The organism is Dyadobacter sp. CY326 (assembly GCF_021390515.1).
GTDB lineage: Bacteria > Bacteroidota > Bacteroidia > Cytophagales > Spirosomataceae > Dyadobacter.
The window spans coordinates 220855-244486 of sequence record NZ_JAJUXI010000012.1 but is presented as its reverse complement, the minus strand read 5'-3'; the positions used below and the strand labels follow the sequence as shown (position 1 = coordinate 244486).

The following is a 23632-nucleotide window of genomic DNA, read 5'->3' as shown; positions in this document are numbered from 1 at the left end:
TTTAATAAATTCGTTGTAACTTTTAATTTTAAGCGTACTTAAGTCATGGCAAAAGAGACGTTTGACCGCTCGAAACCCCACGTAAATATTGGTACTATCGGGCACGTTGACCACGGTAAAACTACCCTTACCGCTGCTATCACAACTGTGTTGGCAAAGAAGGGTTTAGCAGTACTTCGCGATTTCTCATCAATTGATAATGCTCCTGAAGAGAAAGAACGCGGTATTACGATTAACACATCCCACGTTGAGTATTCGACAGCAAACCGTCACTATGCTCACGTTGACTGTCCAGGTCACGCGGATTATGTAAAGAACATGGTAACTGGTGCTGCCCAGATGGACGGCGCTATCATCGTAGTTGCTGCTACTGATGGACCAATGCCACAAACACGTGAGCACATTCTTTTGGCTCGCCAGGTTGGTGTTCCCCAGCTTGTTGTGTTCATGAACAAAGTGGATATGGTTGATGATCCAGAACTTCTTGAACTTGTTGAAATGGAAATTCGTGAGCTTTTAAGCTTCTACGATTACGATGGAGACAATATTCCAGTAATCCAAGGTTCAGCTTTGGGTGGTTTGAATGGTGAAGAAAAATGGGTTAAAACAATCGAAGAATTGATGGATGCTGTTGATAGCTACATTCCAATTCCTCCACGTATGACTGATCTTCCTTTCCTTATGCCTGTTGAAGACGTATTCTCGATCACTGGTCGTGGTACTGTTGCAACTGGTCGTATTGAAAGAGGTGTAATTAACTCTGGTGAAGCAGTTGATATCCTTGGAATGGGTGCAGAAGGTCTTAAATCAGTAGTAACTGGTGTTGAGATGTTCCGTAAAATCCTTGACCGTGGAGAAGCTGGTGATAACGTAGGTCTTTTGCTTCGTGGTATCAACAAAGAAGATATCCGTCGTGGAATGGTAATCTGCAAGCCAGGTTCAGTTAAGCCTCATGCTGCTTTCAAAGGCGAGGTTTATGTACTTTCGAAAGAAGAAGGTGGACGTCACACTCCATTCTTTAACAAATACCGTCCTCAGTTTTACTTCCGTACTACGGACGTAACAGGCGAAATTTCTCTTCCAGCTGGTGTGGAAATGGTTATGCCTGGTGATAACATCACAATTGATGTGAAATTGATCAACAAGATTGCTATGGAAAAAGGTCTTCGTTTCGCGATTCGTGAAGGTGGACGTACCGTAGGTGCTGGTCAGGTAACTGAAATTCTTGACTAATCAAGATTGTAATACTAAAACAAGTGCATTTCCTATGAGATGCACTTGTTTTTTATAATTAAATCGTATCTTTGCAGCCCGAAAGTACGGGTCGTTAGATAAACGGGTGTAGTTCAAGGGTAGAATAGCGGTCTCCAAAACCGTTGATGGGAGTTCGAATCTCTCCACCCGTGCATAATAAAAGGACAAATGGAAAAATTTACTTCTTTTTTGAAATCTTCTTGGGAAGAAATTACCCAGCACGTGACATGGCCTCCTTTTAACGAGCTTCAGGCCAATACTACATTGGTGCTTGTCGGTTCTCTCATTTTTGCCTTTGTGGTAGGGGTGATGGATTTTGTCTTTGAGAACGCACTGAAACTGTTTTATCAGTCTTTCTAAGGCTATAATTATTATAGTGGCAACCCCCGAAATGGTATGAGTAGTCTAAATTGGTTTGTATTAAGAGCGGTGTCCGGACAAGAGAAAAAAATCAAGTCTTACATCGAAAATGAAATAACACGTCAGAAACTTAACGAATTCGTTCCGCAGATCTTGATACCTTCTGAGAAGATATATGAGATGCGTAATGGGAAAAAGCGTGTTAGGGAAAAGAATTTTTTTCCCGGATACATAATCATCTCGGCTGATCTGTCAAAGGGTGAGGTTTTACACATTATTACAAGTATTCCAGGTGTTATAGGCTTCCTTGGAAATGCAGAAGGGAATTCAAAAGTTCCTGTGCCACTTCGTCAATCTGAAATCAATAGAATTTTAGGAAAAGTTGATGAAGCTGAGCAGCATGAAGAAGCGCCAAGTATGTCCTTTATCAGAGGGGAAACTGTTAAAGTTGTTGACGGTCCTTTCAGTGGATTTATTGGTGTCGTAGAGGAAGTATTTGATGAGAAGAAAAAACTCAATGTAGTTGTAAAAATATTCGGGCGTAATACACCCGTGGAACTCAGTTACGCACAAGTCGAAAAGGATAGTTGAAAGCATAACGGGCAGGGTAAGCTTCCACTTGCATGTAAGCCGTTAAGCAATCAATGAACCGAAAATTACAAAAACAATGGCAAAAGAAATAGGTGGATACGTCAAACTACAGGTAAAAGGTGGCCAAGCCAATCCTTCACCTCCTATCGGTCCTGCATTGGGTTCGAAGGGTTTGAATATCATGGAGTTTTGCAAGCAATTCAATGGCCGTACCCAGGATAAAATGGGTGTGGTATTGCCGGTAGTTATTACTTACTATAAGGATAAGTCTTTTGACTTCGTCATTAAGACCCCCCCGGCCGCGATTCTGCTTCTGGAAGCATCAAAAGTAAAGACAGGTTCGGCTCAGCCAAACCGTTTGAAAGTAGGTTCGGTATCATGGGATCAGGTTCGTACGATCGCTGAAACCAAAATGCCAGACTTAAACTGCTTTACAATTGATTCTGCTATGAAAATGATAGCGGGAACGGCTCGTAGTATGGGTATTACTGTAGCAGGCAAGGCCCCGTGGGAAGAAAACAACTGAGCGTAAAAATATTTATACGCTGAAAGAAACAAAGAACATGGGAAAATTAACCAAAAAGCAAAAAGAAGCTCTTTCGAAATTCGACGCAAATCAAGTTTACTCACTTGAACAAGCAGCGGACGTACTTAAGACGATTTCTTATACCAAATTTGATTCTTCCGTGGATATCGACGTTCGTTTGGGCGTAGATCCACGTAAAGCTGATCAAATGGTACGTGGCGTGGTAACATTGCCACACGGAACCGGAAAAGAAGTTCGTGTATTGGTTTTGTGTACTCCCGATAAGGAGGCAGAAGCGAAAGAAGCAGGAGCGGATTATGTTGGCCTTGATGAGTATATCCAAAAAATTGAGCAAGGCTGGACAGACGTCGACGTAATTATCACAATGCCGAGTGTGATGGCAAAAGTGGGACGGTTAGGTAAGGTTTTAGGTCCTCGCGGATTGATGCCAAACCCAAAATCAGGAACGGTAACTCCGGACGTAGCGAAAGCTGTGAAGGAAGTAAAAGCAGGTAAGATTGATTTCAAAGTTGATAAAACAGGAATCATCCACGCAAGTGTTGGTAAAGTTTCTTTTGGAAACGAGCAGCTTGTACAAAATGCTACGGAAGTTATCAATACTCTGGTTCGCCTTAAACCATCATCGGCAAAAGGAACTTACGTTAAAAGCATTCACTTGTCAAGCACGATGAGCCCGGGTGTTACTATTGATAAAAACACGATTCCAGGATTATAATATGACACGGGAAGAGAAAGCAGTAATTATAGACGAGTTAAGTCAAAAATTCGCTAGCACCCCATACTTCTATATCACCAGCGCAAACGGAATGTCTGTTGGTGAGACAAACCAACTAAGAGGCCTTTGCTTCGAACGTGGTGTGGAGTATCGTGTTGTTAAGAATACATTGATAAGAAAAGCACTAGAAACATTAGATACGGATTATTCCTCTTTTGACGAAGTTTTGAAAGGATTTTCCGGAGTTATGTTTCACCCGGAGTCAGGTAAGGTTCCTGCACAATTGATTAAAGAATTCAAGAAGAAATCAGGTACTGACAAGCTTAAATTTAAAGGAGCTTCTGTTGATTCATCTGTTTTCGTTGGTGAAAGCCAGCTTGACGTTCTGATCGCTCTGAAATCAAAACAAGAAATGATTGGAGAGATTATCGGATTGTTGCAATCACCTGCTAAAAATGTTATCGGCGCGCTTCAAAGCGGTGGAAACAAATTGGCTGGTATTTTGAAAACCTTGTCTGAGAAAGAAGACTAATATTAATAGCCAGGCTGAGCTCTCCGGGACAAAAAATGGAGCTTTTAAAATCATCTTATTGTATAATCAAAAAATCTAAATAAAAATGGCAGATTTGAAAGCTTTCGCAGAACAGCTTGTTAACCTTACGGTTAAAGAAGTGAACGAATTGGCTACAATTCTTAAGGACGAGTACGGTATTGAGCCTGCAGCTGCTGGTGCAGTTATGGTAGCAGGTCCTGCTGCTGGCGGTGGTTCAGATGCTCCTGTTGCTGAAGAAAAAACATCTTTTGATGTGATCTTGAAAGCAGCTGGTCAAAGCAAACTTGCTGTTGTGAAATTGGTTAAAGACCTTACTGGTCTTGGCTTGAAAGAAGCAAAAGAACTAGTTGACGGCGCTCCAAAGCCTGTTAAAGAAGGAGTTGCAAAAGACGAAGCAGAAGCTTTGAAAAAACAACTTGAAGAAGCTGGTGCAGAAGTTGAAGTGAAGTAATTTGCTTTATACCAATAGCCTATAATTCGAAGGAATGAGGCCTGATTTACATCAGGTCTTTTTCCTATTTATGCATACACCAAACGAAAAACGAGTTTTTTACGTTTGACTTAGATAGCCCCTCATTTTTATTCGGGTCTATCACTCTTCTTTCCAAATAATTTGCGCGAAACACTTCTTTACTCGTAGGAAAGGAGAATAGGGGCAATTATTTATCTCTACGAGGCAAAAGATTAGGTTTAAAACTAATTATTACGATTGCGTTGCGTAAAGTTTTCTTCGGCGCATTAGTTTTTCTACTAACCAAAATCAGACATAGCCTTGGCTACAATTAAAGCAACACCTAGAAAGAATTTTTCCAGGATCAATCAAATTATCGATTATCCAGATTTGCTAGGAATCCAGGTTCAATCATTCCGGGATTTCTTCAGTCTTGATACATCGGTTGAAGATCGTTCGGGAGAAGGATTGTACAAAGTTTTCGCAGAAAACTTTCCTATTGCCGATTCACGCGACAATTTCGTGCTGGAGTTCATTGATTATCTTCTTGAACCACCGAAATATTCTGTCGATGAATCCATTGATCGCGGACTGACTTATGCAGTTCCGTTGAAAGCAAAGTTACGTTTGATATGTAATGATGCTGATCATGAAGAATTTGAAACCATTGAGCAGGAAGTTTTCTTAGGAAACATTCCTTACATGACCGAAAGAGGTTCTTTCGTCATCAATGGTGCTGAGCGCGTTATCGTTTCACAACTTCACCGCTCACCAGGTGTGTTCTTCTCGATGAGCAAGCACACCAACGGTTCTAAATTGTACTCTGCGCGTATTATTCCTTTCAAGGGATCTTGGATTGAATTCTCGACGGATGTTAACAATGTGATGTACGCGTACATCGACCGTAAGAAAAAATTCCCTGTTACAACACTTTTGAGAGCCATTGGGTTTGGTTCTGATAAAGATATTCTTGACCTGTTTGGTCTGTCGGAAGAAATCAGTGCAACGCCTGCAAACTTGAAAAAAGCAGTAGGCCGCCGTTTGGCTGCAAGGGTTCTTCGTACATGGACTGAGGATTTCGTGGATGAGGATACAGGTGAGGTTGTTTCTATCCAGCGTAATGAAGTTTTGCTGGAACGTGACTCGACCATTTCCCCAGAGGATATCGAAGTGATTGTAGAATCCGGACAGAAGTCTGTGATTTTGCACAAAGAGGATATGAATGTTGCGGATTATAATATCATTTATAACACGTTACAAAAAGATAGCTCAAACTCTGATAAAGAGGCAGTTGAGCAAATTTACCGCCAATTGCGTAATGCTGAGGCACCGGACGAACAAACGGCTCGCGATGTAATCCAAAGCTTGTTCTTCAGTGACAAACGTTACGATCTTGGTGATGTTGGCCGTTACAGGATCAACAAAAAATTAGGATCTGACACAAGTCTTGACGTTCGCGTTCTGACAACAGGTGATATCGTTTCTATCGTGAAGTATTTGATTGGTCTGATCAATGCGAAAGCGGTTGTCGATGATATTGACCACTTGTCAAACCGTCGTGTGCGTACAGTAGGCGAGCAACTTTATGCTCAGTTTGGTGTAGGTCTTGCACGTATGGCGCGTACAATTAAGGAGCGTATGAATGTGCGTGATAATGAAGACTTTAAGCCTGTTGATTTGATCAATGCGCGGACTTTGTCTTCTGTAATCAACTCGTTCTTTGGTACAAACCAATTGTCACAGTTTATGGATCAAACCAATCCATTGGCTGAGATTACGCATAAGCGTAGAATGTCTGCACTTGGGCCTGGTGGTCTTTCTCGTGAAAGAGCTGGTTTCGAGGTTCGTGACGTTCACTACACCCACTACGGTCGTCTTTGTACGATTGAAACTCCGGAAGGACCGAACATTGGTTTGATTTCATCCCTTTGCGTTTTTGCCAAAGTGAATGGAATGGGCTTTATCGAAACACCTTATCGCGTAATCGATGGTGCTGGTAAGCTGACTGATGAGCTTATATATATGACTGCCGAAGAAGAAGATTCCAAATACATTGCACAAGCAAATGCTTCTGTGGATGATAAAGGAAACTTTACGGTAGAGAAAATCAAAACGCGTTTCGAAGGCGACTTCCCGATGGTGGATCCTTCACAAGCGTCGTTTATGGACGTTGCTGCGAATCAGATTGTTTCGGTTGCCGCTTCATTGATTCCATTTTTGGAACATGATGATGCCAACCGTGCTTTGATGGGATCTAACATGCAGCGTCAAGGTGTTCCATTGTTGCGTCCACAAGCGCCAATCGTTGGAACGGGCCTTGAAAAGCGTGTTGCAATGGATTCAAGAGCATTGGTTGTTGCAGAAGGCGACGGTGTGATTGAGTTTGTTGATGCGAAGAAAATCGTTGTTAAATACGACAGAACAGATGACGAACGCCTTGTAAGCTTTATTGAAGACAGCGTTTCTTACGATCTGGTTAAATTCCGTCGTACCAACCAGGACACTTGCCTTAACCTTCAACCAATGGTTCTTAAAGGCCAAAAGGTGAAAAAAGGAGAAGCACTTTGCCAAGGTTACGGAACGGAAGGTGGCGAACTTGCATTAGGCCGTAACCTTTTGGTTGCATTCATGCCTTGGCAGGGATACAACTTTGAGGATGCGATTGTAATCTCGGAGAAAGTGGTTCGTGAGGACATTTTTACTTCAATTCACATTGAAGAATTTGAATTGGAAGTGCGTGATACGAAACGTGGAGAAGAAGAACTTACTGCTGAAATTCCAAACGTAAGCGAGGAAACGGTTAAGAATCTTGATGAAAACGGAATCGTTCAAGTTGGTACGGAAGTAAAAGAAGGAGATATTTTAATTGGTAAGATTACTCCAAAAGGGGAATCAGATCCAACTCCGGAAGAAAAACTGCTTCGTGCGATCTTTGGTGATAAAGCTGGTGATGTGAAGGATGCTTCGAAAAAAGCTCCACCATCGATGAAAGGTGTGGTTATTGACACTAAACTTTTCTCTCGCCCAACCAAAGAAGAGCGTGCTAAACACAAAGACGAGCTACGTCTACTGATGAAAAAATACGGTCGTGAGCTTACTGCGCTTCGTGGACGTATCATTGAGAAACTGGTTGCATTGGTTGACGGTAAAACGAGCCAGGGTGTTAAACACAAGTTTGGTGATGAGTTAGTTAGCAAAGGAATGAAGTTCAATGTGAGAAATATCTCTGAGAACCTTTTCCCTGCAAACAACCCTTACCGCGATGAATCTCAATATGCAGTTGCCGAAGAAGTTAACTTGATCGGTGACGTGTTGACGGATTCTTGGACTGAGGATTCAGAAACCAACTTGCAAGTTTCTTTGGTTTTGAAAAATTACCTGAACGCTCGCAGTGAATTGATGGGCCGTTTCAAACGCGATCGTTTTGCGCTTGAAGTAGGTGATGAGCTTCCAGCTGGCATCGTAAAATTGGCAAAAGTATACATTGCCAAGAAACGTAAATTGAAAGTTGGGGATAAAATGGCAGGTCGCCACGGTAACAAAGGGGTTGTTGCCCGTATCGTTCGTGATGAAGATATGCCATTCCTTGAAGACGGAACACCAATGGATATCGTGTTGAACCCACTTGGGGTGCCTTCACGTATGAACATTGGGCAGATATATGAAACCATTCTTGCTTGGGCAGGTTTGAAACTGGGTCGTCGCTATGCTACTCCGATCTTCGATGGAGCTACGGAAGCAGAAGTTGCAGCTGAGTTGAAAGAAGCTGGTTTGCCAGATTGGGGACGTACATTCCTATATAATGGTTTGAGCGGAGAGCGTTTTGATCAGCAGATTACAGTTGGTTTGATGTACATGATGAAACTGGGTCACTTGGTTGACGATAAAATGCACGCGCGTTCTATCGGGCCATACTCGCTCATTACACAGCAACCATTGGGTGGTAAAGCACAATTCGGAGGTCAGCGTTTTGGAGAAATGGAAGTTTGGGCGCTTGAAGCGTTTGGAGCATCTCACATTCTTCAAGAAATTTTGACTGTTAAATCCGATGACGTGGTTGGCCGCGCCAAAGCATACGAAGCAATCGTGAAAGGTGAAAACCTTCCGAAACCAAATATTCCGGAGTCATTCAACGTACTTGTTCACGAGCTTCGTGGATTAGCATTGGAGATTACGCTGGACTAATATTTAGTCGTTGGCGCGGGAAACCGCGCCATTATTGAAATCAACTTTTAGACAAACGACTTTTTAATTATGTCTTTCAAAAAGAACAAAAAACTGAATAGTGATTTTTCCAGAATGACGATCAGTCTGGCTTCACCTGAGTCTATCCTTGAGAGCTCATTCGGTGAAGTAACCCAGCCTGAAACCATCAACTACCGGACATATAAGCCGGAGATGGGCGGATTATTCTGCGAAAGAATCTTCGGACCTGTGAAGGACTGGGAATGTCATTGTGGGAAGTACAAACGTATCCGTTACAAAGGAATCATCTGCGACCGTTGCGGTGTAGAAGTTACTGAGAAAAAGGTGCGTCGTGAGCGTATGGGCCACATTGAACTGGTTGTTCCAGTTGCACATATCTGGTATTTCCGCAGCTTGCCGAACAAAATCGGTTACCTGTTGGGATTATCGACCAAGAAATTGGATCAAATTATTTATTACGAGCGATATGCAGTTGTTCAGGCTGGTATCAAGGAAGAAGACGGCGTTGGCTATCTGGATTTCTTGACCGAAGATGAATATCTGGATATCATCGACAAGTTGCCTCGCGAAAACCAAATGCTTCCAGATGCGGATCCAAATAAGTTTATCGCAAGAATGGGTGCTGATGCGCTTGAAATGCTTTTGAACCGGATCAAACTGGATGAGCTTTCATACGAACTTCGTCACCAGGCAGCAACGGACACTTCGCAGCAACGTAAGGCAGAAGCATTGAAGCGTCTGAAAGTTGTTGAAGCATTCCGTGACGCTAATACACGTATCGAGAACCGTCCTGAGTGGATGGTAATCAAAATGGTTCCGGTTATTCCACCAGAACTTCGTCCGCTTGTGCCTTTGGATGGTGGTCGTTTTGCGACTTCCGATTTGAATGACCTTTATCGTCGTGTAATCATTCGGAACAACCGTTTGAAGCGTCTGATCGAGATCAAAGCACCTGAGGTGATCTTGCGTAACGAAAAAAGGATGTTGCAGGAAGCGGTTGATTCGCTTTTCGATAACAGCCGTAAAGTAAACGCGGTGCGTTCAGAAGGTAACCGTGCATTGAAATCACTTTCTGACATGCTGAAAGGTAAGCAAGGACGTTTCCGTCAAAACTTGCTTGGTAAGCGTGTCGATTATTCTGGTCGTTCGGTAATTGTTGTAGGACCAGAATTGAAGTTGCACGAATGCGGTTTGCCAAAAGATATGGCGGCAGAATTATTCAAGCCGTTCATTATCCGCAAGCTGATCGAACGTGGAATTGTTAAAACTGTAAAATCAGCGAAGAAGATTGTAGACCGCAAGGATCCTGTAATCTGGGATATTTTGGAAAACGTTTTGAAAGGACACCCTGTTCTCTTAAACCGTGCTCCAACATTGCACAGGTTGGGTATTCAAGCATTCCAGCCTAAGTTGATCGAAGGAAAAGCGATTCAGTTGCACCCATTGGTTTGTACTGCATTCAACGCTGACTTTGACGGTGACCAGATGGCCGTTCACGTGCCATTGGGTCAGGAAGCCGTTTTGGAAGCTTCAATGTTGATGCTTTCGTCACACAACATTCTTAACCCTGCGAATGGCGCACCGATTACGGTTCCGTCACAAGACATGGTTTTGGGTCTGTATTATGTTACAAAAGGCCGCGTGAGCACAGACCATTATCCGATTATTGGAGAAGGAATGATTTTCTACGGTCCTGACGAGGTAATCATTGCAATCAATGAAGGCAAAGTTTCAAAACATGCCAATATCAAATGCCGCCTGCGTGTTCGTAACGACGACGGAACATTTGAAACGAAATTGATTGACACTGTTGCGGGACGTATCCTTTTCAATCAGGCTGTTCCTGAGGAAGTAGGTTACATTAATGAGTTGCTGACTAAGAAGAAATTGCAGCAGATCATTGGTCTTGTATTCAAATTGGCTGGTGTTGCCCGTACAGCTCAGTTCCTGGATGAAATCAAAGAACTTGGTTTCCAAATGGCCTTCAAAGGCGGTTTGTCAATGGGATTGAACGACGTAATGGTGCCAGACGAAAAAGTAAAACTGATCGAGCAAGCGAAACTGGACGTGGAAAACGTTTGGAGTAACTACTTGATGGGTCTTATCACTGAAAACGAGCGTTATAACCAAGTTATTGATATCTGGACCCGTGTTAACTCACGCATTACAGAGACGTTGATGAAGCAATTGGAAACAGACCAAGGCGGATTTAACTCAATTTATATGATGATGCACTCAGGTGCACGTGGTTCGCGCGAGCAAATCCGTCAGCTGGGTGGAATGAGGGGTCTTATGGCCAAGCCTCAGAAAAACATCGCGGGTGGTGCAGGTGAAATTATCGAAAACCCGATCCTTTCTAACTTTAAAGAAGGTTTGGACGTTCTTGAATACTTTATCTCAACACACGGTGCGCGTAAAGGTCTTGCCGATACAGCCTTGAAAACGGCTGATGCGGGTTACCTGACACGTCGTCTGCATGATGTGGCACAAGATGTAGTTGTTATTGAAACAGACTGCGGATCCCTTCGTGGAATTGCAATCTCTGCTTTGAAAGACAATGAAGATATCGTTGAGCCACTTTCTGAGCGTATCCTTGGTCGTGTGAGCGTTCACGATGTGTTTGATCCGCTTTCTAATGAAATGATCTTGGCTTCCGGTCAGGAAATTACAGAAGAAATCGCTTCATACATTGATGAAACGAGCATTGAAACAGTTGAAATTCGTTCGGTACTGACTTGCGAAACACGTAATGGTGTTTGTGCGAAATGCTACGGACGTTCACTTGCTTCTGCTTATATGGTTAACATTGGTGAAGCTGTGGGTGTAATTGCCTCGCAGTCAATCGGTGAACCGGGAACGCAGTTGACACTTCGTACATTCCACGTTGGTGGTACAGCTTCCAACATTTCTGTTGAAGCAAACATCAAGGCGAAATTCGATGGTGTAATTGGTTTTGAAGATCTTCGTCTGGTTCAGTCTGTTAACTCAGAAGGAGATGAAGTAACCGTAGTAATGGGTCGTTCAGGAGAGGTTAAGATTACAAATCCTGAAACAGGCCAGTTGCTGATCTCGAACAATGTTCCTTATGGAGCACACCTTTTGGTGAAAGATGGAGAGAAGGTTCTTAAAGGACAAGAACTTTGTACTTGGGATCCATATCACGCAGTAATCCTTTCGGAATTCACCGGAACAGTTTCTTTCGATGCGATTGAAGAAGGCATTACATATCGTGAAGAATTTGATGAACAAACTGGATTCCAGGAATCAGTGATCATTGAAACACGTGATAAGACCAAAAACCCTGCATTAGTGGTAAAAGGCAAGAGCACGTTGTTGAAAGATCAAACTGAAAAAGGATATAACTTACCAGTAGGAGCTCGTCTGGTGGTGAAAAACGGAACGGCTATCAAAGCAGGTCAGCCATTGGCGAAAATTCCACGTGTTGTTGGTAAAACACGCGACATTACGGGAGGTTTGCCACGTGTTACCGAGCTTTTTGAAGCACGTAACCCGTCTAACCCGGCAACAGTTTCTGAAATTGATGGTGTAGTTGCTTATGGAGGTGTGAAACGCGGTAACCGTGAAATTCATATCGAATCAAGAGACGGAACGCAACGTCGTTACATGGTTGCCCTTTCGAAACACATTCTGGTTCAGGATGGTGACTTCGTAAGAGCAGGAGATCCATTGTCTGACGGAGCGATCACACCAGCTGATATTCTTTCAATCAAAGGACCAACAGCGGTTCAGGAATATCTGGTAAATGAAATTCAGGAAGTATACCGTCTGCAAGGTGTGAAGATCAATGATAAACACATTGAATGTATCGTACGCCAAATGATGCAGAAAGTAGAAATCCTGGATGCAGGTGATACCAACTTCCTTGAAATGCAACCAGTTGACCGTGTTGTATTCCGTGAAGAAAACGACAAGATCCTTGATCTGAAAGTGGTTGAAGATGCTGGTAGCTCCGAAACATTGAAACCGGGTATGATCGTTTCTGTTCGTCGTTTGCGTGATGAAAATTCAAGCTTGAAACGCCGTGACTTGAAATTGGTTGTTGCACGTGATGCGCAGGCAGCTGTTGCGAAACCTACTTTGATGGGTATCACACAAGCTTCATTGGGTACTGAAAGTTTCGTTTCTGCGGCTTCGTTCCAGGAAACGACCAAAGTATTGAGTGAAGCAGCGGTTCGTGGAAAACGCGATGAACTGAAAGGCTTGAAGGAAAACGTGATCGTAGGTCACTTGATCCCAGCCGGAACAGGAATGCGTCAATACGAAAGCCTGATCGTTGGATCAAAAGAAGAATTCGATGCCTTGACTGACTCTCGTGAAAAACTTTCACGTAAGAAAAAGGAATTGGCTTAGATCAATTGAATAAAAATAAAAAGGCCGGTTCTGCTAATTGCGGAACCGGCTTTTTGCTGTATTAACACTATTTTTTAGTAATTTCCGCATAGATAGAGAATTGCTGCCAGGCGCTCAAATGCTACTAATAACCAACTCATGGAAGATAACAATAAAGAAAACGAGCAACAGATTAACGTAGAACTATCAGAGGAAATGGCCGAAGGAGTTTATTCCAATCTAGCCATGATCGCGCATTCCAACAGCGAATTTATTCTTGATTTCATACGCTTGATGCCCGGCGTTCCGCGCGCAAAAGTAAAGGCTCGCATCATTGTCACGCCTGAACATGCAAAACGCCTGATCGCAGCGCTTACCGACAATGTTCAGAAATACGAAGATCAGTATGGCACCATTCAAAGTTCACAGGATAACGAGCCTTCCTTCAATTTTCCAATCAGTTTTGGAGGCCCGGGCGGCGAAGCATAAGCCTCTGAAAACGGCAATTATTGACTTATTTTGATAAGTGATTTAACTTTAAGTTGCTTACTGTCACAATCCTTTTGACATTTTTTGTAACTTCGATATCTGCCTAAGTAACAATCATTCCGAACCCAATCATTTCACCATGGCGTTATTTAAACTTTCAATTAACAACCGCGCTTACAATGCCGATGTGGAGCAGGACACTCCGCTTTTGTGGGTGCTTCGCGACAATCTCGGTCTCGTAGGCACGAAATACGGCTGCGGAATTGCGCAATGCGGTGCATGCACAGTCCACGTTGATGGGAAAGCAGTGCGTTCCTGCGTGCTTCCTGTTTCCGCTGTTGGAAAAGCAAAGGTTACTACAATAGAAGGCCTCTCAGAAAAAGGAGATCATCCTGTTCAACAAGCTTGGGATGAAGTCGACGTCGCCCAATGCGGTTATTGCCAGGCGGGTCAGATTATGACTGCGGCTGCATTGCTGAAAGAAAAACCAAAGCCAACTGAGGAAGAAATCATCTCCACCATGAGCGGCAACATTTGTCGCTGCGGCACTTACCACCGCATCCGTGAAGCAGTGAAAGTAGCAGCATCCAAAACCAACTGACCATGCAGACATTAGAACAAACATCAAGGCGCAATTTTATGAAAATTGCTGCTGCTGCAAGTGGTGGGCTGTTTTTGGGTTTCAATTGGACCAATTCCACTGCATTGCCTGTCGTTGTGGATGCAAAAAGCATTGCAGCCGGCTCTATAAATTTTAACAGTTATTTATCCATTGGGACTGATAACGTCATCACAATTGTATCCCCAAACCCGGAAATAGGACAGGGGATCAAGACAGCTTTTCCAATGGTTGTTGCCGAGGAGCTGGATGCGGATTGGAAACAAGTGAAAACCGTTCAGGGAAATCTGGACACTGGCATATTTGAACGACAAGTTACCGGCGGAAGCGGCGCCGTGCCTCATTCATGGGAACGGCTACGCAAAGCGGGAGCAACAGCAAGACATCTTTTGGTGGAAGCCGCAGCAGCTAAATGGAAAGTGCCCGCATCTGAACTGACGACGGATAACGGAAAAGTGCTGCACAAGGCATCCGGCAAAACGGCTTCCTATGGCGAGCTTGCCGAAGCCGCTTCGAAATTGACAGCACCCACCGAGGTAAAGCTCAAAAGCGAAAAGGAATTCAAACTGATCGGACAATCGGTTCGTAATGTTGATAATAAAAATATAGCAACTGGTAAGCCGCTTTTCGGTCTTGATTTTTATAAAGAAGGAATGCTGTTTGCTGTCATTCAGCGGCCAAAAGCATTTGGTTTAAAATTAAAATCCGTTGATTCTGCGGCGGCGAAGGCAATGCCTGGCATTGTGGATGTGGTAACATTTGAAAACAGCGTAGCAGTAGTAGGCAAATCGACTTGGCAAGTTAAGAAGGCCAAAGACGCATTGAAAATAGAATACGAAAAAGCCGCAGATCTGGAAAGCTCAGCCGACCATAACCGCATTTTTTCGCAGTTGATGGACAATGGTGAAGCCACTGTAAGACGTAAAGATGGCGACGTGGAAGCGGCATTTAAAGGTGCTGCGAAAGTTATCAAAGCGGAATATCAATGTCCATTCCTGCCGCACAGCCCGCTGGAACCAATGAATTTCTTCGCGCACGTGCGTGAAGATGGCGTCGAACTTGTTGGCCCGACGCAGACGCCAGAGCGCGCGCGGACCGAAGTGGCCAAGCTGACCGGCATTGCGCCCGAAAAAGTCACGGTTGAAATCACAAGGCAGGGTGGCGGATTTGGCAGAAGGCTAGCTGCGGATTATGTTTTGGAAGCGGCTAATGTCTCCAAACTGGTAAAAGCACCGGTTAAGGTGATCTGGACGCGCGAAGATGATATGACAGGTGGAATTTATCGTCCAGCCGTTCGTTATCGTTTTGAAGCAGCATTGGATAAAAACGGAACATTGATCGGTTATAAATTGCGTGGAGTCGGCATGAATTCGGGTAATTCTACGCGTGAGGATAACTTCCCGTCTGGATCGGTTGATAACCTCCTTATTGATTCAGTTGAACATAAATCGCCTATTACAACTGGCCCTTGGCGGGCACCAATTACTAATTTCCTCGCTTATGCAGAGCAATCGTTCCTGGACGAAGTTGCCGAGGCAGCAGGAAAAGATCCCGTTGCTTTCAGATTGGAGCTTTTGGAAAAAGCTAAAAAATCACCTGCCGGCGCAATTAAATACGACATTGATCGCATGATCGGCGTGATTAAGCTGGCGGCTGAGAAAAGTAATTGGGGCAAGAAAAAAGGCGTTTATCAAGGTTTCAGCGTTTACTTTTCCCACAGATCGTATGTTGCGCAGGTTGGAGAAGTGGTTGTGCTTAAAGGCAAACCAACATTGAAAAACGTTGTTGCAGCAGTGGATTGCGGCATCGTGATCAACAAAAGCGGATCACTCCAACAAGTGAGAGGCGGCGTTGTGGACGGTCTGGGCCATGCAATGTATGGAAATATGACATTCAAGGAAGGTGCGCCGGATCAAAGCAATTTTAACGGTTTCCGCCTCATCAGGATGAACGAAATTCCGGAAGTTGATGTGCATTTTGTTGATAACGGAATGTCCCCAACCGGATTAGGCGAGCCAGCGTTGCCGCCAGCAGGGGGCGCGGTTGCCAATGCATTTTATAAGGCAACAAAACAAAGATTGCGAAATCAGCCATTTGTAAATGAGGAAGCTTTCAAAGGCATTTCTTAGCAAAATTAAAATAACAAATCAGACAGTAAGAAAATGTATCATTGCATGTTCTTACTGTCTTTTTATTTGTCCTAAAATTCCTAAATCCGAACATGAAAAGAATAATCGCATTCAGTGCATCACTATGCCTGCTAATCAGCGCATTTACATTCATCGACTTTCCACAAACTGACATTACAAACGGAATAATTAACGCCAAGCTGTATTTGCCAGATAGCGCGTCCGGATATTATCGTGGCGTGCGGTTCGATTGGGCCGGTCAGGTGCCGAGTCTTGAATATAAGGGACATTCATATTTTGGACAATGGAATGGCACTTACGATCCCAAGCTGCATGACGCCATTATGGGGCCGGTTGAAGAATTTGTTGCGCTCGATTTTGATCAGGCAAAGCCAGGTGAGACATTTGTGAAAATTGGCGTTGGTGTGCTCATAAAGCCCGACGACAAGAAATATTCCTTCGCAACGGATTACAAAATCAAAGACGGAGGCAAGTGGACAGTGGATAAGCAAAAGGATCATGTGACATTCACTCACGTGCTCAAAGACGCCACGGGTTATGCATATGTGTATAAGAAAACATTGAAATTGGTCGCAGGAAAGCCGCAGCTTGTACTGGAACACAGTCTGAAAAACACCGGAACCAAGGACATCGCAACAAGCACTTACAATCACAATTTTTTCATGATTGATAAAGAGCCCACCAATGAAAATATCAGGGTTGTTTTTCCGTTCGATGTAAGCGGTGAAGGCGCGGGTTTTGGCACCATAATCAATGCGAAAGGCAAGACATTGAATTACTCGCGTGCAATGGAGAATAAGGATCAGGTTTTCAGCAGTGGTTTGAAAGGCTTTGGCCCGACGGCGAAAGATTATGACATCCGCATCGAGAATGTCAAGACATCGGCTGGCGTCAGGATTACGGGTGATAAGCCTTTGGAAAAACTTGTTTACTGGGCTTGTCCAACCACTTCCTGCCCCGAGCCTTACATTCGTCTCTCCGCAAAACCTGGTGAAGAAATAAAGTGGAACATTAATTATGAGTTCTACACTTTTTAAGGCGCTGGATATCTAATTTCGCGCTCTGTCAATAAACTAAGTAAATGGGATCCCACAAACATCTTGATAAAGCGTCTGCTGCCGGTCTTTTAGTGGCGTTAGGAATTATCTTTGGCGACATCGGCACTTCGCCCTTATACGTAATGCAAGCCATCATTGGCAAAGAAAAAATTTCCCCGGAAGTCGTTTATGGCGCAGTTTCTTGCATTTTCTGGACGCTTACGCTACAAACAACATTAAAGTATGTCATTCTGATTCTTCGGGCCGATAACAAGGGAGAAGGCGGGATTCTGGCATTATACGCGCTCGTAAGGAAGAATGCAAAATGGCTGACTGTTCCCGCGATTATCGGGGCGTGTACGCTGCTTGCAGATGGCATCATTACGCCGCCGATTTCCGTATCGTCGGCCGTCGAAGGGCTTCAATTATTGTATCCGCAAATTCAGACCATTCCCATTGTTATCGGAATCCTGACCTTGTTGTTTATCATTCAAATTTTTGGCACAACCATCGTTGGTCGCGCCTTTGGACCTGTCATGATGATCTGGTTCTTAATGCTTGCCGTTCTGGGCGTTCACCAGTTGAGCGGGCATTTGGAGATCTTAAAAGCGCTAAACCCGTATTATGGTTTTCAATTGCTAACCAACCATCCCGGCGGATTTTGGATGTTAGGCGCTGTTTTTCTGTGCACAACAGGAGCGGAAGCATTGTATAGCGACCTTGGCCATTGCGGAAGAGGGAATATCCGGGTAAGCTGGATTTTCGTAAAAACGTGTCTTATCCTGAATTATTTCGGTCAAGGCGCGTGGCTGGTTGCGCATGCAGGAACCTATTTGGAAGGCAAAAAGCCGTTTTATGAAATCATGCCTGACTGGTGGCTTTTACCTGGAATTTGCATTGCAACCATGGCCACCATCATTGCGAGCCAGGCATTAATCAGTGGCTCATTTACATTGATTTCGGAAGCAATCAGGCTTAATTTCTGGCCAAAAGTGAGGCTGGTTTATCCAAGTGATCAAAAGGGTCAGCTTTATGTGCCAAGCGTCAATTGGCTTTTGTGGGCGGGCTGTGTGGGGATTGTGCTATATTTTAAAGAATCGTCACACATGGAAGCAGCTTATGGACTTGCCATTACGCTGACAATGATCATGACGACCATTCTGATGTCGGTGTATTTGTATGTGCACAATGTCAGAAAGGCTTTTTTGGCTGTTTTTCTAACGGTTTACCTTGCGATCGAAGGATCGTTCCTTGCGGCCAATTTGTTGAAATTCATGCATGGCGGCTGGGTTTCGTTGGTGCTGGCCACCATCATTGGTTTTGTTATCACAGTTTGGTTAAGGGCTTATTTTATCAAAATGAGATTGACTGAATTTGAGAATCTGGTCAAATACATCAATCCTTTACGAGAGCTCAGCAACGACATCAGCATTCCCAAATATTCAACGCACTTGATTTTCATGTCCAATGCGCCGCACGAGTCGGAGATTGAAACTAAGATCATTTATTCCATTTTTTATAAGCGGCCAAAGCGCGCGGACATTTATTGGTTTGTCCATGTAGAAACAACCGATGAGCCCTATACGATGGATTATCACGTTAACATTCTTGCCGAAGATGATGTGATTAAAGTGACTTTCCGATTAGGTTTCCGAATTGAACAGCGCATTAATCTTTTCTTCCGCAAGGTCGTGGAGGATATGGTTTTGAACAAAGAAGTAGACATTACAAGCCGTTACGAATCACTTAACCGCCAAAACATTACGGGTGATTTCCGGTTCATTGTCTTGGAGCGTTATCTGTCGATTGAGAATAACCTGCCATTCATGGAAGAGCTGACTATGAAGATTTATTTTGCGATAAAAAGCATCACAACTTCGGAGGACAAATGGTTTGGTTTGGACAGCAGTTCTGTAAAAGTTGAAAAGGTGCCGCTGGTCTTGACGCCCGGAGAAAAGATCCGGATGAAGCGTGTTTACAGCTGAAACACTTATAGAACTACTTCTAGCAGCCGTTTTACCGAGCCTACAATTTGCTGATTTCTCTGCCTAGTATAGACTGGGTAATGAGATACGCATTGTGGGGATAACTTATTTGCTCTTAGTGAAATAAGTAAATTCCTTTAAACTTATTTATAATTAAAATGGCCTGTACAAAGTCGTATGACTTCAATGTCGAAGAGCCAATTTTAATGGCTAGTTTTTCGTTTTCAGGAATAGTTTTAGATGACTATGTATCCGTAAGTTAAATCGGATCATTTCACAAAACGATATTGACAATGAAGACATTAAAAACATTTATAATGGTTGGTCTGCTGGGAGTTTCGGCAGCCGGATACGCCCAGGATATCCCAACCACGCCCACATCTCCGTCCACGCCACAAACCGTGCCGACTCAGGATCCTACCACAACAACTCCTGCGTCTGCCAACCCGACCACGGAGAAAAGTCCTGACTTTAATTCGCCGCAATCGCCAGTGAGGCCATCGAACATTCCATCGGAAGATACGCTTATAAAATCGCAGCGAGTGAGTGAGGCTTACGTTAAAGATGCAATTATTCCAACCGATAAAAAAAAGGATGAAAGAAGTCGCAGGACTAATAAACGTTCTGATAATGAAGCTGATACAACAAAATCAGCAGGTGGCTCAGATCCTAATAAAAGACCTTAACTCTAAGTCAATTTTAAAGCAAAAAAGCCCGGAAATCTGATTTCCGGGCTTTTTCTGCATCGAGTTCGTTATGGTCAGAACAAAGATCAGTGCAAAATCAGTAATTGGCTGCGGATTGGCGTATAGCCGGCTCTAAATCCGACTCTGGAAAAGGTTGCGTAACAACTGTCTGGTTTTCATTTACCCAGGTGCACCAAACTTTTCCATTGTAGGCTCTTCTCGTTATAGGCGTTGAGCTTCCGTTCTCATAGGTTACAGTTTCTACAATTTGATATTCGTCTACTTGCATAAGTCGGGATCCGTTTTTCTCCTTCACCCACTCGTCTTTGATATAGTTTAATGTGACCATGAAATAAGATGTTTACAAGTGCATCCAAATAAATTTTTATGCCAAAATTTTATTTAGCACGCGTTGCAAACAATTAAGTTTTGATTGTAGAATTAGTTACTAGAAATATTTGTACAAGTTAAGTGGCAAGACTTTTGAATGCAAGAATATTGACATAAAAACAGTAATTTCTGACTTTCCGTTGAATCCTTTCCCAAAGCGGTAACGTATATCGGTGAGGGATTTATATTTTATGAATATTTTTTAGGATAATCTAAATTTTCGAACCATGAGACAAGTGAGCATCAAAAAAACAGTTCTGTCTTTGAGTAATGAGAGCTTTAAGCATTATCTTTTATTGCGGTACGTAAACGAATCCGCAGACCCGCAATGGAAGCAGTTTGCATTTGTATCAGCAGACTCGATTTCGTCAGACACTTGGATTCAACTCCATAATTATGCTCGGGCGGAAGTAGAAAAGCAAGGAGGCAAATTGCTTGGTTATGAAATGGTGGACGAGGAATTGGTCAGCCACGATAGCATTAATTCCAATGCATGGCCCACAGACTGGATGTGGGTAATTCAACAAAATAGCTAACATACCGCACTTCAACTTCACCTATTATACAAAAAAGAGGACCTTCCAGAGTCCTCTTTTTTGTTTTTTCGCTAACTATTATGACTCCGAATTAGCCTGCACTTCACTGGCTTGCACTTTTTTCGCGATCGCCTTTTTAATCGATATCAATAGCTTTTCGCGATAGATAAAGCACAACGAAAACAAGACCAATGTAAAGCCCAGTAACACTACAAATCCAAGGTAATCGCTGTCAAATGCATTGTTTAGCAAATGTCCAAGCAACACCACCACGACGATTAAAATGATAAACGTCACAATTGCAATGAAAGCGTAATAAGAAAACGGTGCGGTAACCTCGGCAATCTTTGCCTTAATCTCCGCCCTTATCGCATTCAGCTTGTCATCAATAAATCCGCTGACCGAATCGATCAGACTATGGGTTGCAGCCTTTGGAGTTGCCGAATCTGCGTGGTTTGCAATGTGTTCCGCAGTTGCAGCGGCATCAGGGTGATCGAGCTCCATTTCCCGTCGCACCATCAGCACCGCGTGCTCATTAGGCGAAATGGCCACCCCGTCCGTCTTGGCGTAAACTTTTGTAAACTCGGCTCCAAAATAAAGAATGATCGACGAATAGTAAACCCAAGTGAGTAAAATTACAATAGACGCCGAGGCCCCATAAGAAGCTCCCAAATCTTGTTTGCCTAGATAAAAGCTAATCGCCAATTTACCAATCGCAAAAAGAATGGATGTAAAGCCAGCGCCCACCAGACATTCTTTCCAACGCACGTGGCCGTCCGGAAGCACTTTGAAAATAACCGAAAAAAGCGCTGTTATAATGACCAGAACGAGCGCAACGTTGAGAACAGAAAAGAAGATGACCGAAACTTCGGAGAAATAACGTTCCAGCCGACCGCTTAGCAGGTCAACCGCCGTATTTACGCCCAGGGTCACAATTAATAAAAATCCAAGTGTAATAATGATCGAAAATGAAAGCAGCCGGTTTTTAAGATATTGAACCCAGCCCTTTTTAGGTTTCGATTTTATAGACCATATATAATTGATCGAATCCTGAATTTCCGCAAAAACCCCCGTTGCACCAATCAGCAGCGTCACGACCCCAACGGTGGCAGCAACGCCCGATTTATTGGAAAGTTCCGCATTTTTGATCAGCTCCTGAATTTGAGCCGCGGCTTCTTTACCCACTAATCCGCTGATTTGACCAAATAGTTCGCCTTGAAAAGCCTCTTTGCCAAACACAATGCTTGCAATCGAAATGATAACGAGCAGCATGGGGGCAATCGAAAAAATGGTGTAATATGATAAGGCTGCGCTTAGTTTGAGGCAGTTATCATCCATAAATTCGGAAAAACTGTCTTTTACAAGCGACCAAACAAATTTAGGTTGAGTCATAGATAACTTCATATCATGCGATTTAGGTGCGTTTAGGCCCACTTGTAAATATCCATGCCACATGTCCCTTTTGACTGCGCGGGTATGATTTTTACTAGGCAACATTGAATTCATCAACTAAATAATTGAATCATGAAGAAGTTAGCATTAAGTTTTTTATTCGTACTGGCAGTTTCTGCGGCAAGTTATGCGCAGTCAACAACACAATCCACCAGCCCGAAACAGGCTTCAACTACAACAAGTCAAACCAGCAGAACGGGAAATAAGAACGAGGGGACGGACACGCAAGGATCTACACAAGGAGCAAATCACGATGTGGGCAATAGCAAGGCAACCCAGGCAGGAAAAGCCGGGCAAGTGAATGGCTCCAACACATCCGCAGGAACGGGCAAAGAAGGAAATCAGGCAAAAGGCAGATCCAATGTTTCGAAATTGAACAAGGAAGGCGCACCAGAGAAAAAGACAGGTGAAAAATCCGCTGACGCGCTAAAAGACAGCCGCGGATCTACGCCAAAAAACTAAGCACATTCAAGCGTAAAATGAAGCCCACCCCATTTGATTCGGGGCGGGCTTTTTTATGGAATCACCTTTTGTTTTTTGAGTTCCTCAAAAATTTGAATGAACATCGCTTCCGTTTCCGCATATTCATGAAATCCTAATTTACGGGCCTTGGAGCCATCCGCAAACATGTCGTAATCCCAGGAAAACACGAAGTCAGCAAAATTCCAAGAAGATAATTCTTGGAAAGTGTGCTCAGCGAGGCCATATTTCGCAATCATTTTCTTCCAAATAATTTCCTTATCCGCCATGACCGTTGCCAGTGGCATTTGCAAAGGCGGCGCAACTTCCATTTCAAAATATCGCGCGATTTTTGGCCACATCCCGCTCCATCTGAAAAGGTCTCCATTATTAATGTTAAAGGCCTGATTTGCACAAGCCTGTTCCGTGGCCGCCCATACAGTCGCCTTTGCCAGCAAGCTCGAATCGGTCATCTCTAAGAGCGCGTCGTACGCTCCTGGCTTCCAGTTCAGCCCACGTTGGCCGATCCTGATATGCCGCATAGAAAAGGTGTGTTACTGATGATAGGCGCCTAAGTTTAGTTGCAACGTCTGCCTTATCCAATAGGTCCACCGCAATGTAAGTGACATTTTGCTTCGCGGCTCCGCCTCTTCTCGATAATCCAATGACATTCCAAGTTGGTAACGATGATAAATGCTTGATCAGATTTTGGCCGATTACGCCATTAGCGCCCGCAACAAGCGCTGTTTTCTTTCTTCCATGGTTTTGATGCTTTTTTGGCCCAAAACCGCACTGTTCCATT

At 43.6% G+C, this 23632-nt stretch carries 20 protein-coding genes, 1 tRNA gene and 1 pseudogene; 18 read left to right on the top strand and 4 right to left on the bottom strand.

All coding sequences use genetic code 11. The annotated features are described in order from the left end of the window. The first annotated feature begins 45 nt into the window (after window positions 1-45). The 16 genes from tuf to LZG73_RS22950 all read left to right on the top strand — a co-directional run bounded on the left by tuf (window position 46) and on the right by LZG73_RS22950 (window position 19993). On the top strand, window positions 46-1233 hold the full coding sequence (gene tuf / locus LZG73_RS23025) for an elongation factor Tu (RefSeq protein WP_026631774.1): 1188 nt from the start codon (window positions 46-48) through the stop codon (window positions 1231-1233). A 102-nt stretch (window positions 1234-1335) separates the two neighbouring features. Next, window positions 1336-1406 (top strand) — tRNA-Trp (locus LZG73_RS23020). Window positions 1407-1422: 16 nt separating this feature from the next. Continuing rightward, window positions 1423-1614: a preprotein translocase subunit SecE gene (secE, locus tag LZG73_RS23015; RefSeq protein WP_233854907.1), complete on the top strand. Its 192-nt coding sequence runs from the start codon at window positions 1423-1425 to the stop codon at window positions 1612-1614. A 36-nt stretch (window positions 1615-1650) separates the two neighbouring features. Further along, complete coding sequence (gene nusG / locus LZG73_RS23010; protein WP_082216648.1) at window positions 1651-2205, top strand: transcription termination/antitermination protein NusG; 555 nt, start codon at window positions 1651-1653, stop codon at window positions 2203-2205. Window positions 2206-2281: 76 nt separating this feature from the next. Continuing rightward, window positions 2282-2731, top strand: a complete 450-nt coding sequence (gene rplK, locus LZG73_RS23005) for a 50S ribosomal protein L11 (RefSeq protein ID WP_026631777.1) — start codon at window positions 2282-2284, stop codon at window positions 2729-2731. A 37-nt stretch (window positions 2732-2768) separates the two neighbouring features. Further along, window positions 2769-3467, top strand: coding sequence for a 50S ribosomal protein L1 (gene rplA / locus LZG73_RS23000; RefSeq protein WP_233854906.1), 699 nt, complete (start codon window positions 2769-2771; stop codon window positions 3465-3467). Window position 3468: 1 nt separating this feature from the next. Then, entirely contained in the window at window positions 3469-3999 is a 531-nt protein-coding gene (gene rplJ, locus LZG73_RS22995) for a 50S ribosomal protein L10 (RefSeq protein ID WP_233854905.1), read from the top strand. A gap of 85 nt (window positions 4000-4084) precedes the next feature. After that, window positions 4085-4471 (top strand): 50S ribosomal protein L7/L12, encoded by a 387-nt coding sequence (rplL, locus tag LZG73_RS22990; RefSeq protein WP_233854903.1) that lies wholly within the window; start codon window positions 4085-4087, stop codon window positions 4469-4471. A 321-nt stretch (window positions 4472-4792) separates the two neighbouring features. Beyond that, window positions 4793-8656 (top strand): DNA-directed RNA polymerase subunit beta, encoded by a 3864-nt coding sequence (rpoB, locus tag LZG73_RS22985; RefSeq protein WP_233854901.1) that lies wholly within the window; start codon window positions 4793-4795, stop codon window positions 8654-8656. A 69-nt stretch (window positions 8657-8725) separates the two neighbouring features. After that, window positions 8726-13048, top strand: a complete 4323-nt coding sequence (gene rpoC / locus LZG73_RS22980; RefSeq protein WP_233854899.1) for a DNA-directed RNA polymerase subunit beta' — start codon at window positions 8726-8728, stop codon at window positions 13046-13048. A 138-nt stretch (window positions 13049-13186) separates the two neighbouring features. After that, window positions 13187-13516 (top strand): DUF3467 domain-containing protein, encoded by a 330-nt coding sequence (locus LZG73_RS22975; RefSeq protein ID WP_233854897.1) that lies wholly within the window; start codon window positions 13187-13189, stop codon window positions 13514-13516. Window positions 13517-13655: 139 nt separating this feature from the next. Beyond that, window positions 13656-14117 (top strand): (2Fe-2S)-binding protein, encoded by a 462-nt coding sequence (locus LZG73_RS22970; RefSeq protein WP_233854895.1) that lies wholly within the window; start codon window positions 13656-13658, stop codon window positions 14115-14117. A 2-nt stretch (window positions 14118-14119) separates the two neighbouring features. Continuing rightward, complete coding sequence (locus tag LZG73_RS22965; RefSeq protein WP_233854893.1) at window positions 14120-16264, top strand: xanthine dehydrogenase family protein molybdopterin-binding subunit; 2145 nt, start codon at window positions 14120-14122, stop codon at window positions 16262-16264. 92 nt (window positions 16265-16356) lie between these two features. Next, a complete protein-coding gene (locus LZG73_RS22960; protein WP_233854891.1) occupies window positions 16357-17322 on the top strand; it encodes a hypothetical protein in 966 nt (321 codons plus the stop codon). Between the two features lie 44 nt (window positions 17323-17366). Continuing rightward, window positions 17367-19307: a KUP/HAK/KT family potassium transporter gene (locus LZG73_RS22955; RefSeq protein ID WP_233854889.1), complete on the top strand. Its 1941-nt coding sequence runs from the start codon at window positions 17367-17369 to the stop codon at window positions 19305-19307. Window positions 19308-19600: 293 nt separating this feature from the next. Further along, a complete protein-coding gene (locus tag LZG73_RS22950) occupies window positions 19601-19993 on the top strand; it encodes a hypothetical protein (RefSeq protein ID WP_233854887.1) in 393 nt (130 codons plus the stop codon). A 97-nt stretch (window positions 19994-20090) separates the two neighbouring features. Here LZG73_RS22950 and LZG73_RS22945 read toward each other — a convergent pair whose 3' ends face one another. Beyond that, window positions 20091-20342 carry a hypothetical protein gene (locus LZG73_RS22945; protein WP_233854885.1) on the bottom strand — a complete coding sequence of 84 codons (252 nt, stop codon included), beginning with the start codon at window positions 20340-20342 and terminating at the stop codon, window positions 20091-20093. A gap of 268 nt (window positions 20343-20610) precedes the next feature. On the opposite strand from LZG73_RS22945, the gene LZG73_RS22940 reads away from it, so the two are divergent. Further along, window positions 20611-20919, top strand: a complete 309-nt coding sequence (locus tag LZG73_RS22940; protein WP_233854883.1) for a hypothetical protein — start codon at window positions 20611-20613, stop codon at window positions 20917-20919. A 78-nt stretch (window positions 20920-20997) separates the two neighbouring features. Here LZG73_RS22940 and LZG73_RS22935 read toward each other — a convergent pair whose 3' ends face one another. Beyond that, window positions 20998-22311 (bottom strand): YihY/virulence factor BrkB family protein, encoded by a 1314-nt coding sequence (locus tag LZG73_RS22935; protein ID WP_233854881.1) that lies wholly within the window; start codon window positions 22309-22311, stop codon window positions 20998-21000. Window positions 22312-22443: 132 nt separating this feature from the next. On the opposite strand from LZG73_RS22935, the gene LZG73_RS22930 reads away from it, so the two are divergent. Further along, the gene (locus LZG73_RS22930) at window positions 22444-22833 is read left to right on the top strand and encodes a hypothetical protein (protein WP_233854879.1); all 390 of its coding nucleotides are present in this window, start codon (window positions 22444-22446) and stop codon (window positions 22831-22833) included. Between the two features lie 53 nt (window positions 22834-22886). Here LZG73_RS22930 and LZG73_RS22925 read toward each other — a convergent pair whose 3' ends face one another. Both LZG73_RS22925 and LZG73_RS25720 read right to left on the bottom strand, forming a co-directional pair. Continuing rightward, window positions 22887-23372 carry a hypothetical protein gene (locus tag LZG73_RS22925; RefSeq protein ID WP_233854877.1) on the bottom strand — a complete coding sequence of 162 codons (486 nt, stop codon included), beginning with the start codon at window positions 23370-23372 and terminating at the stop codon, window positions 22887-22889. Window positions 23373-23403: 31 nt separating this feature from the next. After that, window positions 23404-23631, bottom strand: a pseudogene (locus LZG73_RS25720) (NAD-dependent epimerase/dehydratase family protein); the annotation flags it as partial. Window position 23632 lies beyond the last annotated feature (1 nt).

Excerpts from the sequence above, each read along its gene's own strand:
- LZG73_RS22925 (WP_233854877.1), bottom strand. The coding sequence starts at position 23,372 with ATGCGGCATATCAGGATCGGCCAACGTGGGCTGAACTGGAAGCCAGGA.
- nusG (WP_082216648.1), top strand. The coding sequence starts at position 1,651 with ATGAGTAGTCTAAATTGGTTTGTATTAAGAGCGGTGTCCGGACAAGAG.
- LZG73_RS22965 (WP_233854893.1), top strand. The coding sequence starts at position 14,120 with ATGCAGACATTAGAACAAACATCAAGGCGCAATTTTATGAAAATTGCT.
- rplJ (WP_233854905.1), top strand. The coding sequence starts at position 3,469 with ATGACACGGGAAGAGAAAGCAGTAATTATAGACGAGTTAAGTCAAAAA.
- LZG73_RS22940 (WP_233854883.1), top strand. The coding sequence starts at position 20,611 with ATGAGACAAGTGAGCATCAAAAAAACAGTTCTGTCTTTGAGTAATGAG.
- LZG73_RS22950 (WP_233854887.1), top strand. The coding sequence starts at position 19,601 with ATGAAGACATTAAAAACATTTATAATGGTTGGTCTGCTGGGAGTTTCG.
- LZG73_RS22975 (WP_233854897.1), top strand. The coding sequence starts at position 13,187 with ATGGAAGATAACAATAAAGAAAACGAGCAACAGATTAACGTAGAACTA.
- LZG73_RS22945 (WP_233854885.1), bottom strand. The coding sequence starts at position 20,342 with ATGGTCACATTAAACTATATCAAAGACGAGTGGGTGAAGGAGAAAAAC.
- LZG73_RS22930 (WP_233854879.1), top strand. The coding sequence starts at position 22,444 with ATGAAGAAGTTAGCATTAAGTTTTTTATTCGTACTGGCAGTTTCTGCG.
- LZG73_RS22970 (WP_233854895.1), top strand. The coding sequence starts at position 13,656 with ATGGCGTTATTTAAACTTTCAATTAACAACCGCGCTTACAATGCCGAT.
- rplL (WP_233854903.1), top strand. The coding sequence starts at position 4,085 with ATGGCAGATTTGAAAGCTTTCGCAGAACAGCTTGTTAACCTTACGGTT.
- LZG73_RS22960 (WP_233854891.1), top strand. The coding sequence starts at position 16,357 with ATGAAAAGAATAATCGCATTCAGTGCATCACTATGCCTGCTAATCAGC.
- tuf (WP_026631774.1), top strand. The coding sequence starts at position 46 with ATGGCAAAAGAGACGTTTGACCGCTCGAAACCCCACGTAAATATTGGT.
- secE (WP_233854907.1), top strand. The coding sequence starts at position 1,423 with ATGGAAAAATTTACTTCTTTTTTGAAATCTTCTTGGGAAGAAATTACC.
- rplA (WP_233854906.1), top strand. The coding sequence starts at position 2,769 with ATGGGAAAATTAACCAAAAAGCAAAAAGAAGCTCTTTCGAAATTCGAC.
- rpoC (WP_233854899.1), top strand. The coding sequence starts at position 8,726 with ATGTCTTTCAAAAAGAACAAAAAACTGAATAGTGATTTTTCCAGAATG.
- LZG73_RS22935 (WP_233854881.1), bottom strand. The coding sequence starts at position 22,311 with ATGACTCAACCTAAATTTGTTTGGTCGCTTGTAAAAGACAGTTTTTCC.
- LZG73_RS22955 (WP_233854889.1), top strand. The coding sequence starts at position 17,367 with ATGGGATCCCACAAACATCTTGATAAAGCGTCTGCTGCCGGTCTTTTA.
- rplK (WP_026631777.1), top strand. The coding sequence starts at position 2,282 with ATGGCAAAAGAAATAGGTGGATACGTCAAACTACAGGTAAAAGGTGGC.